The sequence below is a fragment of the Microcystis aeruginosa NIES-843 genome (assembly GCF_000010625.1).
GTDB lineage: Bacteria > Cyanobacteriota > Cyanobacteriia > Cyanobacteriales > Microcystaceae > Microcystis > Microcystis aeruginosa.
Map to the genome: position 1 here is coordinate 2473213 of NC_010296.1, position 15060 is coordinate 2488272.

General features: G+C 44.3%; 14 protein-coding genes and 4 pseudogenes. 6 read left to right on the top strand and 12 right to left on the bottom strand.

Annotated elements, in window-relative coordinates; genetic code table 11:
* Positions 1–357: 357 nt before the first annotated feature.
* Entirely contained in the window at positions 358–1863 is a 1506-nt protein-coding gene (locus tag MAE_RS11965) for a tetratricopeptide repeat protein (RefSeq protein WP_231859773.1), read from the top strand.
* 24 nt (positions 1864–1887) lie between these two features.
* Here MAE_RS11965 and trmD read toward each other — a convergent pair whose 3' ends face one another.
* On the bottom strand, positions 1888–2583 hold the full coding sequence (trmD, locus tag MAE_RS11970) for a tRNA (guanosine(37)-N1)-methyltransferase TrmD (protein ID WP_002798887.1): 696 nt from the start codon (positions 2581–2583) through the stop codon (positions 1888–1890).
* 373 nt (positions 2584–2956) lie between these two features.
* Here trmD and MAE_RS11975 point away from each other — a divergent pair, with 373 nt between their 5' ends.
* The 3 genes from MAE_RS11975 (at position 2957) to MAE_RS32110 (ending at position 6757) form a co-directional block, all read left to right on the top strand.
* On the top strand, positions 2957–3811 hold the full coding sequence (locus MAE_RS11975) for a cyanophycinase (RefSeq protein WP_012265808.1): 855 nt from the start codon (positions 2957–2959) through the stop codon (positions 3809–3811).
* Between the two features lie 107 nt (positions 3812–3918).
* On the top strand, positions 3919–6552 hold the full coding sequence (cphA, locus tag MAE_RS11980; protein WP_012265809.1) for a cyanophycin synthetase: 2634 nt from the start codon (positions 3919–3921) through the stop codon (positions 6550–6552).
* Positions 6553–6583: 31 nt separating this feature from the next.
* The gene (locus MAE_RS32110) at positions 6584–6757 is read left to right on the top strand and encodes a hypothetical protein (RefSeq protein WP_002798890.1); all 174 of its coding nucleotides are present in this window, start codon (positions 6584–6586) and stop codon (positions 6755–6757) included.
* Positions 6758–6828: 71 nt separating this feature from the next.
* Here MAE_RS32110 and MAE_RS32115 read toward each other — a convergent pair.
* The 5 genes and pseudogenes from MAE_RS32115 to isiD all read right to left on the bottom strand — a co-directional run.
* Positions 6829–7007: pseudogene (locus tag MAE_RS32115) on the bottom strand (IS1 family transposase); the annotation flags it as partial.
* A gap of 449 nt (positions 7008–7456) precedes the next feature.
* Positions 7457–8061, bottom strand: a pseudogene (locus MAE_RS29515) (IS1 family transposase); the annotation flags it as partial.
* A 5-nt stretch (positions 8062–8066) separates the two neighbouring features.
* The gene (locus MAE_RS11990; RefSeq protein ID WP_012265275.1) at positions 8067–9065 is read right to left on the bottom strand and encodes an IS630-like element ISMae24 family transposase; all 999 of its coding nucleotides are present in this window, start codon (positions 9063–9065) and stop codon (positions 8067–8069) included.
* A 284-nt stretch (positions 9066–9349) separates the two neighbouring features.
* Complete coding sequence (locus MAE_RS11995) at positions 9350–10348, bottom strand: adenosine kinase (protein ID WP_002761882.1); 999 nt, start codon at positions 10346–10348, stop codon at positions 9350–9352.
* A gap of 164 nt (positions 10349–10512) precedes the next feature.
* Positions 10513–10725 (bottom strand): protein IsiD, encoded by a 213-nt coding sequence (gene isiD / locus MAE_RS12000; RefSeq protein ID WP_002796844.1) that lies wholly within the window; start codon positions 10723–10725, stop codon positions 10513–10515.
* 148 nt (positions 10726–10873) lie between these two features.
* Here isiD and MAE_RS12005 point away from each other — a divergent pair.
* Together MAE_RS12005 and MAE_RS36080 are read left to right on the top strand one after the other, a co-directional pair.
* Positions 10874–11557 (top strand): annotated as a pseudogene (locus MAE_RS12005) (SDR family NAD(P)-dependent oxidoreductase); the annotation flags it as partial.
* A gap of 518 nt (positions 11558–12075) precedes the next feature.
* Positions 12076–12174 (top strand): annotated as a pseudogene (locus MAE_RS36080) (oxidoreductase); the annotation flags it as partial.
* 15 nt (positions 12175–12189) lie between these two features.
* On the opposite strand, the gene MAE_RS12010 reads toward MAE_RS36080, so the two are convergent.
* The 6 genes from MAE_RS12010 to MAE_RS12035 form a co-directional block, all read right to left on the bottom strand.
* Positions 12190–12876, bottom strand: a complete 687-nt coding sequence (locus MAE_RS12010; RefSeq protein WP_002798891.1) for a helix-hairpin-helix domain-containing protein — start codon at positions 12874–12876, stop codon at positions 12190–12192.
* Positions 12877–12882: 6 nt separating this feature from the next.
* The gene (locus MAE_RS12015; RefSeq protein ID WP_012265814.1) at positions 12883–13236 is read right to left on the bottom strand and encodes an NINE protein; all 354 of its coding nucleotides are present in this window, start codon (positions 13234–13236) and stop codon (positions 12883–12885) included.
* Entirely contained in the window at positions 13233–13445 is a 213-nt protein-coding gene (locus MAE_RS12020) for a hypothetical protein (protein WP_002761887.1), read from the bottom strand. The genes MAE_RS12015 and MAE_RS12020 overlap by 4 nt, the downstream gene beginning before the upstream one ends.
* Positions 13446–13499: 54 nt before the next feature.
* Positions 13500–13781: a DUF2470 domain-containing protein gene (locus MAE_RS12025; protein ID WP_002798894.1), complete on the bottom strand. Its 282-nt coding sequence runs from the start codon at positions 13779–13781 to the stop codon at positions 13500–13502.
* A gap of 91 nt (positions 13782–13872) precedes the next feature.
* The gene (locus tag MAE_RS36420) at positions 13873–14220 is read right to left on the bottom strand and encodes a hypothetical protein (protein ID WP_012265815.1); all 348 of its coding nucleotides are present in this window, start codon (positions 14218–14220) and stop codon (positions 13873–13875) included.
* A 289-nt stretch (positions 14221–14509) separates the two neighbouring features.
* A complete protein-coding gene (locus tag MAE_RS12035) occupies positions 14510–15043 on the bottom strand; it encodes a hypothetical protein (RefSeq protein ID WP_012265816.1) in 534 nt (177 codons plus the stop codon).
* Positions 15044–15060: the final 17 nt, after the last annotated feature.

Sequence of the window (15060 nt, forward strand, 5' to 3'; positions counted from 1 at the left end):
TCTAAACGTCTTACTGTCTAGTTTCTAGCCAACGAATCGCACCACACCCCACACCCTACACCCTGCCCCTAGGAAAAACTTTTTCAGCAGACCCTACTTAGGAGCATTCCCCTAGAGAACCCCATAACTCTAGTTTTCAAGGTGCGTTCATCGGTTGATGACTGGGTTTTTTAAGCGGTTGCTTACCCGGCCCCCTATTCTTAATATCATACATCAGATCAAGTCGCCCTCAAAGGGCGAGGCTTTAAACCCAATTTTTTGGTAATATATCAATTAACTGGCAAGATGGGCATGAGCAAGTTAACCCCTTTGGCTGTTAACCGTCCCGTCAAGCTGCTCTAGGGTAAAGATAATCCTATGGCTACCATGAAACTAATTATCGGGGGACGTTACCAGGTTATTAAACCTCTAAGTCAAGGGGCTTTCGGTCAAACTTTTTTAGCCCAAGATAACTATCGCCCCGGCCGTCCTCAATGTGTGGTCAAACAGTTAATCCCCCAAGTGGTTAACGAAGTTACTATAGGATTATTTGAGAGTGAGGCCAGAGCTTTAGAAAAACTCGGCCATCATCCTCAAATACCGCAATTTTTCGCCAGTTTTCAGGAAAATAAGTCTTTTTATATCGTTCAAGAATTTATCGATGGTCACGATCTTAGTCAGGAAATCTCTAAGGGTAAGCGTTTAGAAGAGAGTCAGGTAATTCAGTTATTAAAAGATATCTTGGAAGTTCTCGCTTTTGTCCATCAAAATAACATTATTCACCGAGATATCAAACCCCATAATATTATCCGTCGCCAAGAGGGCCAGCTAGTTTTAATCGACTTTGGCGGAGTCAAACAAGTGGGGACTCAATGGCTAAAAGCAAAACAGACCAGTGTGTCTATTGGGATTGGCACCCCTGGTTATATGCCTAGTGAACAGGCGCAAAATAAACCGCGATTGTCTAGCGATGTCTATGCCGTGGGAATCATCGCTATTCAAGCCTTGACTGGTCTCAAACCGACGCAATTTCCCGAAGATGCCGAAACCGGAGAAATCGCTTGGCGCGATCAGGCCGATGTTAGAGATGATCTAGCAGTTATTATCGATAAAATGACCCGTTATGACTGGCGCCAACGCTTTCCCTCGGCAGCAGAAGTTTTAGATGCCATAAAAGAGTTACTGCAATTGCGTCAACAACAAGCTTTAGTGCAGGAAATTTCAGCCGAGGAGTTGTTTTATCGCGGTAACGCGCATCTCGATTTGGGGCAGCATTGCGAAGCAGTTCAATTGTATCAGCAGTCCCTGCGGAAAAAGCCCAATTTTGTCAATGCTTGGTATAACCGCGGTCTGGCCTTGCAACGATTAGGGCGTTTTCCTGAAGCTTTAGGGTCTTTTAATCAGGTAATTCAATTAGAGACTAATAATGCTCGGGCTTGGTTTTATCGCGGCATCGCTTTAGCTAATTTACGACAAATCAGCGCCGCAATCGCATCTTTGGATAAGGCGATTCAACTGCAGCCAGATTATCTGGAAGCATGGCATTACAAAGGCATGATTTTCTGTCAGATGCAACGTTATGCCGAAGGTCTAGCGGCCTATAATCAGGCCCTGGCCATTAAATCCGATGCTAATGTTTGGTTTAGCAAAGGCGAAGCTTTACGGGAATTAGAACGACTCAGTGAAGCGGTCGCCGCTTATAATAAGGCTTTACAGTTACAATCCCAAAAGGCTGAGGCGTGGTATCAACGGGGTTGTTGTCTCTACAAGTTAAAATGTTTCTCGGAAGCAGTGGTTTCTTTTAACCAAACCCTACAACTAGAGCCTAGCCATCAATTCGCTCTCCAACAACGGAATTTAGCCCTTAATCACCTGAAATTGTAGGCAGCGAGCCAGCATTTTGGGGGATTAATCCTGTTCCTCTAGCCATTTTTGCCAGATATCCGGACGACGTTCCTTAGTGCGATCGAGTTGTTGTTGATAGCGCCAATCAGCGATATCCTGATGATTACCCGATCGCAAAACCGGCGGCACTTGCCAACCGCGAAAGACTGGCGGCCGGGTATATTGGGGATAATCCAATAAACCTGCCTCAAAACTCTCCAATTTCAACGATTCTGCCTTACCTACCGTCCCAGGTAACAACCGCGTCACCCCGTTAATAATCGCTAAAGCAGGGATTTCCCCACAAGTTAGGACAAAATCCCCTAAAGATACCTCTCTAGTCACCAAATGCTCACAAACCCGCTCATCTACCCCTTCATAATGCCCGCAGATGAGAATTAACTGCTGATAACTACCGGCCCAAGTTTTCAGTAAAGCTTGATGGAGAGGTTCCCCCTGGGGAGTCATCAGCACGATCTCCCGGGGTGGTAAAATTTCTAAAGACTCGATCGCCTCAAAAATTGGCTCTGGTTTTAGTAACATTCCCACACCACCACCGTAGGGTTCATCATCGACACGACGGTGTTTATCGTGGGCAAAATCCCGGAGATTGACCAAATTTACCCTAGCGATGTCGCGTTCGAGAGCTTTTGCCAACAACCCCGACTGCAGCGGTGAAGTAAAAAAATCGGGAAAGAGAGTAATAATGTCAAACTGCACGGGGAAAATTAAGGCCTAGACTGGGATAGTGTTTAATGTATCATTTTGTCACGGTTCGATCGGTTAAAATCTTGCTAATTTGGCGCTAGTCTATCTCGATAACATGATAGACTATGCTGTACTGTCTAGGGGTTTTTCTGGCTCTAGCTTGAGTGATCGAAGTCTAGCCTAGACTTAAAGTTAACTAACAGTCCGTCATTGCCAGTGGATCGAAGAAAATTGCTAAAATCGCCTCTACTATTGCTTGATGTCCCGAAAAATATTCCTAAACCGCATTTTTTTCCGTCAACCGTTCAGGGAAAATAACATCAAGATACCTGTCCATCTTCCCGAAAAACCTTCCATCCCTAAAAATGTCTATTCGTTCAGTGACATGATCATCGAGCTAGAAACCCAACACCACCAAAATCCTACCCCCATATCTCTCAAAACGGCGATTTTAGTCATTGGAGGTGCCGAGGATAAAGTCCACGGTAAAGAGATACTGCATACCTTTTGGAATCGCGCTGGGGGTAGCGAAGCAGTGATCGCTATTGTTCCCTCCGCTTCCAGAGAACCGGTTTTAATCGGCGATCGCTATCAGAAGATTTTCGAGGAAATGGGGGCAAAATACGTCAAAGTTATCGATATTCGTGATCGCGTACAGGGAGAAGACCCCCAATTTCAAGCCTACATCGAAGAGTGTACAGGTGTATTTATGACCGGAGGCGACCAGCTGCGTTTATGCGGTTTGCTCTCCGATACTCCCCTGATGGAAAGAATCAGACAAAGAGTGCAACAGGGAGAATTAACCCTGGCCGGAACTAGCGCCGGGGCCGCCGTTATGGGTCATCACATGATTGCTGGGGGCAGCAGCGGGGAAGCACCCAATCGGGCCCTAGTGGATATGGCCATGGGATTAGGTCTCATTCCTGAAGTCATTGTCGATCAACACTTCCACAATCGCAACCGCATGGCTCGGTTAATGAGCGCTATCTCCGGTTATCCCGAACGTTTAGGAATTGGCATCGATGAGGATACCTGCGCTATGTTTGAACGGGATGGCACGATGACGGTAATCGGCTGCGGTACAGTGACGGTAATTGATGCTAGGGAAATGTCCCACACCAACCACCATCACGTCACCGCTAACGAACCCCTGAGTCTGCATAATCTGCGGGTACATATTCTTGCCTACGGTGATGGCTATCATCTCAAAAAACAGCAAGTGATCGCTAAATTGGGGTAAAAAAACTCCTGAAAAACTGTTCACTATGAACAGTTTACTAATCTCGGAAAACCAGACAATAAACAACGGCTTCTTTGTGCTTCTCAACAGCGAACATCAGCTATATCATGAAAATTCTCAGAACCCAAACCCTGCGCGGTCCCAACTACTGGAGTATTCGTCGCGACAAGCTCATTGTTATGCGTCTGGATCTCGAAGATCTGGCAGAGAAGCCATCGAATGAAATCCCAGGCTTTTACGAGGGACTAATCGACGTTCTCCCTAGTTTAGTCGAACATTACTGCTCCCCTGGTTATCGCGGCGGTTTCTTTGAACGAGTCCGCACTGGTACTTATATGGGCCATATTATCGAACATATCGCCCTAGAATTGCAGGAATTGGCAGGAACTCCCGTCGGGTTTGGTCGCACTAGAGCCACCTCCACCCCCGGAGTCTATAACGTGGTATTTGAGTACGTTGACGAGCAAGCGGGACGTTATGCGGGTAGGGCTGCCGTGCGTTTGTGTCAATCCCTTGTCGATACGGGAACCTATTCTAAGGAAGAATTCGACCAGGATTTAGCCGATTTACGCGATTTATGCAATAATGCTGCCCTTGGTCCGAGTACCGAAACCATCGTCAAAGAAGCACAAGCTAGAAATATCCCCTGGTTACTCCTGAGCGCTCGTGCCATGGTGCAATTGGGCTATGGCGTTCACCAAAAGCGCATTCAAGCCACTTTAAGCAGTTTTTCGGGGATTTTAGCCGTTGAGTTGGCCTGTGACAAGGAAGGCACGAAAACTATCCTCAAGGATGGTGGGATTCCAGTCCCCCGGGGTACGGTGATTCAATACTTGGATGAGTTGTCAGCGGCAATTGAGGAAGTGGGAGGGTTTCCCATCGTCATTAAACCCCTCGATGGCAACCACGGCCGGGGCATCAGCATCGATGTTAAAACTCAACAGGAAGCAGAGGAAGCTTATGATCTAGCCAGTGCCGCCTCGAAAACCCGCAGCGTGATCGTAGAAAGGTATTATAAAGGCAGTGATCACCGAATTTTAGTCATCAATGGCAAAGTCGCCGCCGTGGCCGAACGGATCCCCGCTCACGTCGTCGGTGATGGGCGCTCAACTATAGAAGAATTAATCGAAATTACTAATCAGGATCCCAACCGGGGTGACGGTCATGCCAACGTTTTAACTAAAATAACCATTGACAAAACCGCCCTTAATGTGCTAGGAAAACAGGGCTATGAATTAACCAGCATTTTACCCCAAGGAGCGATCGCCTATCTGCGGGCCACGGCTAATTTAAGCACCGGCGGCATCGCCGTGGATCGTACCGACGAAATTCACCCCGAAAACGTCTGGATCGCCCAAAGAGTGGCAAAATTAATCGGTTTGGACATTGCCGGTATCGATGTGGTGACAGATGATATCCGCAAACCCCTGAAAGAAGTGGACGGGGTGATCGTAGAAGTCAACGCCGCCCCCGGTTTTCGGATGCACGTCGCCCCTAGTCGCGGTTTACCTCGCAATATCGCCGCCCCAGTTATCGATATGTTATTCCCCCCCGGGACTCCCAGTCGCGTGCCAATTCTGGCGATTACGGGAACTAACGGCAAAACCACCACTAGCCGCTTAATTTCTCATATTTGCCGACAAACGGGGAAAGTAGTCGGATTTACCACGACGGACGGCGTATATATCGATGATTATCTGGTAGAAAAGGGCGATAACACCGGTCCTTACAGTGCCAGTATGATTTTGAAGGATCCCACGGTGGAGATTGCCGTGTTAGAAACGGCCCGGGGTGGTATCCTGCGATCGGGTTTAGCTTTTAATCAATGTGATGTGGGGGTGGTGTTAAATGTGGCCGCCGACCATTTGGGTATCGGTGATATCGACACCATCGAACAAATGGCGAAAGTAAAAAGCGTTGTGGCCGAGGTGGTTAGCGCCGAGGGTTACGCGGTTTTAAATGCCGATGACCCTTTGACCGTTGGTATGGCCGAAAAAGTTAAGGGAAGAGTCGCTTATTTTTCCATGAGTCCCGATAACCCGATTATTCACGACCATATCCGTCGCGGTGGCATGGCCGCCATTTATGAGAATGGCTATCTGTCGATTCTAGAGGGAGAATGGACGCTGAGAATCGAGGAAGCGGTCAATATTCCCGTGACTATGCAGGGAATGGCTCCTTTTATGATTGCTAACGCCCTGGCTGCCTGTTTAGCGACTTTTGTGCAGGGTATCGATATCGAGTTAATTCGCCAAGGGGTGCGAACTTTTAAACCTTCCGTGGCCCAGACCCCCGGCAGGATGAACCTGTTTGACTTGGGACACCATCACGCTTTAATCGATTATGCCCATAATCCGGCCGGATACGAAGCCGTCGGCGGTTTTGTCGGCAATTGGTCCGGGGAAAAAGTCGGCGTGGTCGGGGGACCTGGCGATCGACGCGATGATGATTTAATTTTATTAGGGAAATTATCGGCGCTTATGTTCGATCGAATTATTGTTAAGGAAGATAACGATACTCGCGGTCGCCGCCGGGGGGAAGTGGCCGATTTAATTCTCAGGGGAATTAGCCAAGAAAATGCCAGTTTGCGTCCGGAAGTTATTCTCGATGAAACGGAGGCTTTAGAGAAGGCTTTAAGTACGGTTTCTGAGGGTGGTTTAGTGGTAATTTTCCCGGAAAGTGTCACCCAGGCGATCGATTTGGTCGAGAAACATCGACCCCTGACCGATAACCAGGGTTAGAAGTTAGGAAAAATAGCTAGAAAATAAAGTAGTGCCAATTGTTACTGAGTACGATGGTTTAATCAAAATCAGCCGAAATCCCTATTATGAGACTCGGCTTGGTTCTGCTTATTTGGGTAATAGCCTGACACTGATGGGGGAGTTGCCGGATGAGAGTGTCGATTTGATTTGTACTTCCCCACCTTTTGCCTTAGTAAGTACCTAAGCAAAATTAATTACACATCTAAGCCACTACTCCGTCAGACTTCTGGTGTGAGGAAACAGTGAACTGAAAACTCAGGTGGTGATTCGGTAGTAGTGATGGCGGCTTAATCCTTTGCTTTGCTGTGCATTGTAGTCATGGATAAAATACCAAAGGGCTCCCCAACGTGATTCTCCATTTTTTTAGAGAAAGATAGACTCTCTCTCACCAGCCGAGAAATCCTTTGTCGAAAGGTATTATTTAATCTTTCAATATCTGGACTTCCCCCATACAGAAATACTAAAAAATTAACAAAACCCTTACTGCCTGGAGCTTCTCAGAAAAAATTGAAAAGACGCTACTGGGTACATTTTCCCTTTGAAAATGGCTGTACCGTTGACTGTATCTAGAGTAGAGCGATTCCGTAGAGTTGGCTGTATAGTGATCGCTAACCTTATTGTAACAGATGGTGTCATTAATCTCTAGAGTCAGCGATTCCCTCTGTAGCCATGTTTTTGCTGGTTTTCTGCCTGGAAACAAGCTATAATGGTCGAAGGGTCAAATTTGAAAAATTTTTCAAAATTTTGCCTCAAACCCTGTCTGCGTAAGGATTTCAGGAGTTTGTACCCAGTAGTTTATTAGTATTACATTGCTTTAACTCAGGCTCTGTAAGACTTTGAGCCATAGCTAGTATATTTATACGGGGGAAGTTCAGCAATATGATTAGTTTGACCAGTTTCTTTACCTACTGCCCGATGACGTTTACTAGGAATTACTGTCTTATAGGACTCCCAAAAGTCTGTGTAAGCAACCGCGCATTGTCGGTAAACACCTGGTAAACTGGCCCCAAAGTTTTTTAGCTGATTGACGACTCCTATCTCCGCGCATAGCAACCAATAATTTCTCTTGTCTTTCTATCAATTAACCGCCAAATATAAACCTTTATCGTCTTAGAAAAAACCCAAGACCACATCTCATCACATTCTCTAACTAATTTACCTTTTAGTTTGTCCGAAACCTTTATTTGAAGGGGGACAGCCGCCAGTTTATTGTTGACATAGTTTTGTAACCATGACCAACTTACCCCTGTTACTCTAGCAATTCCTCGCAAGGAAATTCGTTCGAGCAAGAGTTTATCAATTAATTGTTTGGTTTCGTCAGAGACGGTTTTATTAGTGGGATTGATCACCAACTGACGACCACACTCTTTACCTTGACGTTTGGGTTTTCCATTATGAATAGAACCATTCTTGATAGTATGGTGAGAACCACAATTAGGACAGGGGAATAGAGGTGAAGGGGGTACTTTGTTCGGTGCTAGACTGATAAGTACCTAGGCAAAATTAATTACATACTCGCCTCCAAAATTGTCCAGCACTTTTTTAACGTAAGCGAGGAGGCTCTTTCGGTCTTTATAGGCGCTAAATTCAATCCATTCATATTTTAAAAATCTCCATAATATTTCAATTAAATTTAAATGAGGTGAATAAGTGGGCAACCAAAATATTTTCAAGTTTTTCTTTTCCCATTCCTCAAGTTTCTCCATAAATGCCTCGCTGGTATGAATGGAAGCTTGGTCAATTATTATGACAGTTTTTTTCTGTATATTTTGGCAATATTTATCCAGAAAATTAATAACTATCTCGCTAGTAACCGTTCCGACCTGTGTCTCATAAAATAATTGATTATCTCGTTTCATTATTCCTAAAATATTTAGTCTTTTACCTTCAATTGGTGGTAACTTTATCGTGGTTTTTTCTTCTTGCCAAGCGTCAGGAATACAAGGCTTTGAATCCCCTCCCATTTCATCCAAATATCCTATCTCAATCTCTCCTCTTTTTTCCTGTTTTTTTAGTTCTTCTAAAATAGGTAGTTTGACCTCAAGCTCCCACTCATCAGGGGTTTTGGCGACCCCTCTTCTCACCCTTTTCCACCTCATGTTGATTTTTTTTATGAGTCTTTTTATCGTGTCTTTGCTTACGGTTAATTTCCCTTCTTCTACAATTTTTATCTGGATTTTTTTTAAGCTTTTCGGTTCTTCTTTTACCCAGTCAATAACTTGTTGACCTTGTGCTTCTGTCAATTTAGGTTTTCTCCCTCTTCCTCGACGATTATAAAAACCAATTAGTTTTCTATCTTCCCAGGCCGTCAACCAATTATAGATGGTCTTTCTCGTAACTCCAAATATTCCGCTCAATTCTTCTATCGTGGTTCCCTGAAAACTTAAGAGTATACATTTCGCTCGCTCTCTTACTTGATGATGTTTACTAGCTCGATAAATTCTCTCTAGCATTTTCTGGCTCTCGGGGTTTAGGTCTCTAATCAATCTCATTGTATTTTCCTGCTGCTTCGTTTTTTTATGTATTATACTTCTTAATTTTTTATTTGGGTAATTAATTTTGCATGACTACTTATTTGAGTAAGCCAGACAGGAGCCAGAAAAAGATATTTATCAGAAAAGTCATGATCAAGCTAGAGGTTTAAAGACTGAGCGGGTTGCAATTATTTTTATTCATAAATATTTTACACAATTCATACCAGGTAAGCAAGAGGGCTACGCCACTACTACCAAATCATTACCAAACCTGACTACTGACTTCCGATCACTGACAAAACCTATCCCAAAACGATCAAATCGCGCAGGGATTGAATTTCCTCGGTTTGTAAACGCGCCCCAAAAGTAGAAACCACCCGGGCAGCCGCTAGAGAAGCGAGATTTCCCGCTCCTTTGTAACCCATACCGTGGGTAATACCGTAGAGAAACGCACCTGCATACATATCCCCCGCACCGACGGTATCGATCGCCTGTACGGGATGGGGGTCAATTTCCAGGAGATTTTCGCCATCATAGATCAAAGAACCATTGGCACCCCGGGTGATAGCGAATCCTTTGGCAATGGTTTTAAAATAGGCGATCGCTGACTCAATTTCCTCGCTGCCGGAAATAGTCAAAGCTTCCGACTCATTAGCGAAAACGAAATCTAACCCCGTTCCGATCATTTCCAGTAATCCCTCCCGGAAGAAGATCGCCATATTGGGATCCGACAGGGATAAAGCGGTTTTGACTCCAGCAGCCTGAGCAATTTCTCGCCCTTTAATAGCGGCAGCTTTGGCAGTGGGAGAGGTGACGAGATAACCTTCGAGATAGAGATAATCGGCATTAACGATCGCTGAAGGGACTAATTCCCGTTCGGAAATTTCCCCGGTGATGCCGAGAAAAGTATTCATGGTGCGATCGGCATCGGGAGTCACAAAAACTAGACATTTTCCCGTGATTCCCACCTCTTTTTCGCCGCCGTGTTCATTGGTATGCAAACCACAGGCGCGCAGATCTTGCAGATAAAACTTGCCCAATTCGTCATTGCCCACTTTACAGGAATAGAAACCTCTACCCCCCAACTGAGCGATCGCTACTAGGGTATTCGCCGCCGATCCGCCACCGCTGCGTTTACAATCAAGAGCCAATTTTTCCATCAACTGGGTTTGACGATTTTCGTCCACCAGCGTCATCACTCCTTTATCGATGCCCAATTCTTGCAGTAATTCAGGAGAGACTTGAAATTCCATATCGACGAGCGCGTTACCGATCCCATAAACGTTGTATTGTTTGCCCATAATTTAGTCGATCGCCTAAAAATACTTTGTTATTGATAGTAGGGAAAGAAGGGGCAAAAAGCTAGGGGCTTTTTTCAGCCGGAGAATATCATAATCAAAAATAATGGGTGTGCTAGTCTCACACCCCCAGTAATTTGTGTTAAGTTTTGTTTAACTAAGCCACTTTAAGCCTCATCGTAGGCTTCTAGATCCAACAGATAAAGATAAGATTCGGCTAATTCCTGCCTTTGAAAAGCGATCGCTCGCAGCAGATGCCAATCCCGCAAAGCCTCGAAGGGGTTACTATACTCATCTTTTTCTAGTCGTTCGGCCAAAGACGCAATATCAGCGGCGGTATACTTGGCAATATCTTGATCAGTGAAGCTTATAACTGTCATTTCTGCACCTCCCTCGACCTTTGTTCTATTTCTAGCCTAACATATATTCTGAGTTGAAAAAATGCCTTCCCCGCCAAGTTAAGAACTGTAAATGGAAGGGTAATTGTGGTACAATTCCAGCAAAAAAGCTATTTTTGATTGATCTTCTATGAAAACAGCCCTCATTACCGGTGCTTCCACTGGTATCGGTGTCGTCTTTGCCCGTCAACTTGCCCAACGGCAAATGGAGCTAATTTTAGTCGCTAGATCCAGAGATAAACTAGAACAATTAGCAGCGGAATTAGAGGAACAATACGGGGTAAAAGTGACAGTTATCGTTCAAGATCTGACCGTTGCCGGGGCGGGAAAGCTTGTATATGATACGATGAACCAAAAAGGAATCAACGTTGATTTACTGGTCAATAATGCCGGTTTTGGTGATTATGGTGCTTTTAGCGAGCAGGATTTAGCCCGACAGTTAGAAATGATCCAGTTAAATAATCTGGTATTGGTGGAATTAAGCCACTATTTTCTCCGTCCGATGCTTGCTGGTGCTGGGGGGGCAATTATCAATGTTGCTTCCATTGCTGGGTTTCAACCGCTGCCCTATCTTTCCGTCTATGCGGCGACAAAAGCTTTTGTCCTCAGTTTTAGCGAGTCTCTCTGGGCAGAAAATAAAGACAAAGGCGTTGAAATCCTTGCTCTTTGCCCCGGTCCGACGGAATCGAATTTTTTTGAGGTGGCCCGATTTCCCAGTGCCTTTATGGGCAAAAACGGCCGGTTAGATTCGGCGGAAGTGGTAGTACAAGAGGCTTTAACTGCCTTGGCAAACAAGCGCCCCAACGTGGTAAGCTAAACGGCTTTTACTTCGGATCACCGATATAGACTCCAAAAGGGTTATAGCTGTTGGATCATGCAGGTTAAGCGCCGTTTAGCTTAGCCGGTAAATTTGCTAATAACTGGACTTCCCCCATACAGAAATACTAAAAAATTAACAAAACCCTTACTGCCTGGAGCTTCTCAGAAAAAATTGAAAAGACGCTACTGGGTACATTTTCCCTTTGAAAATGGCTGTACCGTTGACTGTATCTAGAGTAGAGCGATTCCGTAGAGTTGGCTGTATAGTGATCGCTAACCTTATTGTAACAGATGGGGTCATTAATCTCTAGAGTCAGCGATTCCCTCTGTAGCCATGTTTTTGATGGTTTTCTGCCCGGAAACAAGCTATAATGGTCGAAGGGTCAAATTTGAAAAATTTTGCCTCAAACCCTGTCTGCGTAAGGATTTCAGGAGTTTGTACCCAGTAGTTTATTAGTATTACATTGCTTTAACTCAGGCTCTGTAAGACTTTGAGCCATAGCTAGTATATTTATACAGGGGAAGTTCAGTAATAAAATTATCGTCAATCTGCCCCGTTTTTTACCTAGAAGTTGGATCGTGTCTTTGATAGAAAAGCAATTTAAGCTATAACTAGAATCACGCCAATTAGAGCAATTGCTGATAGGATTTTAAGGGAATACCTGTCCGGTTTCTCACTTCGATCGCCGAACGATAGACACCGTTTTTTTCTCTTTCGGCGACAATTTTATCAGCCAGGGAAAAGTCAAGACCGAGATTGACTAATTCCGCAACGGAGTAGTAGTTTAAACAACGCCAAGAAACGTCAACTTCTTGGCGAATATCGTAGGCAAAGATAATCAAAGGTTCCAATTTTTTGAGATAATTTTCTGGTAAACCAGCCAGGAAGTGTAATTCTTCTAAATGGGTAAAAATATGTCCTTCATTACGGACAGAAACGATATCATTGGCATAGACAATCGGCAACCCTAATTTATAAACCAGATCGTTGGTGGAACAGCTGTTAATATCAATTTTTTCGAGAGGAGAGGATGACTGTCTGGAATCGGTTCTATTTGCCGAAGCTATTGGATGGGAATTAAGCTGTTGACGGATGTATAAACCCAGGCCGATTTGGGCAAACCAAATTACGATAAAAGACTCTTGTGTAAGGAAAATAAGGGAGATAATTGTCAAAGCAATGCCGACGGATAACCAGCTTTGGTTATTAGTTTTTTTGCCAGCATTAGCAATGGCAAGCCCACCGAAAACTGGGACTAAGGATAGCCAGATCCACTCGGAAGATTCGGGAGGGCGAGGAGAGAGATTAGACATATTTTTTTAAAGAGAATCTAAATATTTTCTGCGTTTTTCTTCGTATTCTTCAGCAGTAATAATTCCCTGATCGTAAAGTTTTTTAAGCTGGAGTAAAGTAGCGGTTTTTTGCTGACCTGATTCCGGCAGTCCTCGCTCTGTACTGCTGGGGAGATAGTTAGGATTGTATTTAGCATCAAAAGCTTGATCTGACATGATGATTAAACCAATAAATTCAAAAAAAGCAATGATGCCGGGGATAAAAGTCCAGAAGAAAAGTAGATAGAGAACACCTGCCAAATTCTCCCCTAGATAAAACTTATGGATGCCAAGATAACCAAGAAAAAAGGCTAGTAAAGCCGCTATAGTTCTATTTCTCATAATTTTTGAGATTTCCCTAATTTAGCCAAAAGAAAGTATAAAACCACGATGCCTGTCTGTAATTCCAAGAGAGTAATATAACCCTTAACTAGATAATTTAATTCTAGGGAGGAATTAAAGGCAAAAACTAGCACACCCAAGACTAAAAAAGGCAGTAAACGCCAGCCAGACTTGGGTATTTTTATTCCCGTACTATTAACCTGATTCATGGGCTACTTCTCTAGGTTGGTCTTTTTCGGTGATAGTCGCAAAATCGGGCTTTGTCAAGGGGTAGTTTGATTAACTTTTAGCATCTCAACGAGGATATTATGGGCATCCTTGGCTGATTCTAGGGTGCGCTCAAAAGGTATTCTAATTGTTTGACTCTCCCCTAATTTTTCTACGGCTAAATCCATGCCTTGGGGATCTATGGAGAGCATTTGAGCGGTTTCTGCATCGGTAATATTACCGTAAACTTGAGCGTAGAAAAGCACGGCATCACCGTGATCTTTGTTCATGTGTTTACAGATGCGATCGCTAAGGGCGGGAGTGATAGTTTCAGACATAATATTCCCGAAAAAAATCGATAATAAGGTGGGGACGGATAAAAGCCAGTTCTAAATCGAGGCCAATGGGGGGGATATTAGTTAGGGTAGCTTAATTAATCGCTAATTGCCAGATAATTTGGGCGTGGGCATGGCAGACATCAATAATAAGTTTAATATTATTTTCTTGACAAAAATCCTTAATTGTGCATCGATCTAATTGGGGTCTGCTGAATAAATCTAAAAACCTTGTTGGATAAGACTTTTGGACTTTTTTCCCCTCAAAAAGTGCCAGCCATTGCGGGGATCGGGGGGAAAATTCCTGGACTTTTTCCCAGAAAATTAGGTAGTTGACCACCTGAAAATCGATAAAACCCCACACCCCACACCCCACACCCCACACCCTGCCACCACCGAAAAGCTTTTTGCCGCAAACCCTAATTGTCCCACTGAAGGTCAATCGGGGTAGAGAGTAAGATCCCGGGGCTGCCCGCGCATTTAATACTAAATCCGTTGAGTATAGGCTACTTATGAGGATAGGCAAGAGGCAAGAGGCAAAAGGAGGAATAGAGAATCAGTCTTTAATAACTGGATTTAGTATAAATTGCCTGTTGAGATGAAACAAGAGGCAACAGTAAAGGGATTGGGAGAGATTCAGCTAATCTAAGGAGAGGCGATTAAAATGCCTCTTAGCTTAAAACCCCACACCCTGCCCCCGGGAAAAACTTTTTCAGCACACCCTATATATTTTATCGTTCACAACCGACAACAGAAGCGGTGTAGGTATTACCGATGTGCTGAATACCATTGACAAAAAGATTGACTAAAAAAGGTTGATCATTTGCCCGTACTGTGGCAGTAATTGTTAAGGGTTTATCGGGTTCGATTCGTACTCCATTAGTATTAAAAAATTCCTCGTTAGTTTGATCGCTATACTTGAGAAACAGCCGGATATCAAAGGAGGCAGCCCGGGGGACAGAAACCGTAACGATAAACCTCTGAAAACTTCTACCCCCCGGCACTGCCCAATCGGTATTCCAATTATTACGAGTTATGGTGACACCGAAAGGCCCTGGAACAGTGGGTTGTGAGACAGTTTTCGTAACTTCACTACCTTCACCGCCTAATAGAGAAAGTGGCCGACAATTTTGCGCCGCTGCCGGTAGATGTAAGCTTAATAATACCGCCGATAGACCTAAGTAGAAAAGCACGGCATCACCGTGATCTTTGTTCCTGTGTTTACAGATGCGATCGCTAATGGCGGGAGTGATAGTTTCAGACATAAGATTCTGGAAAAAAA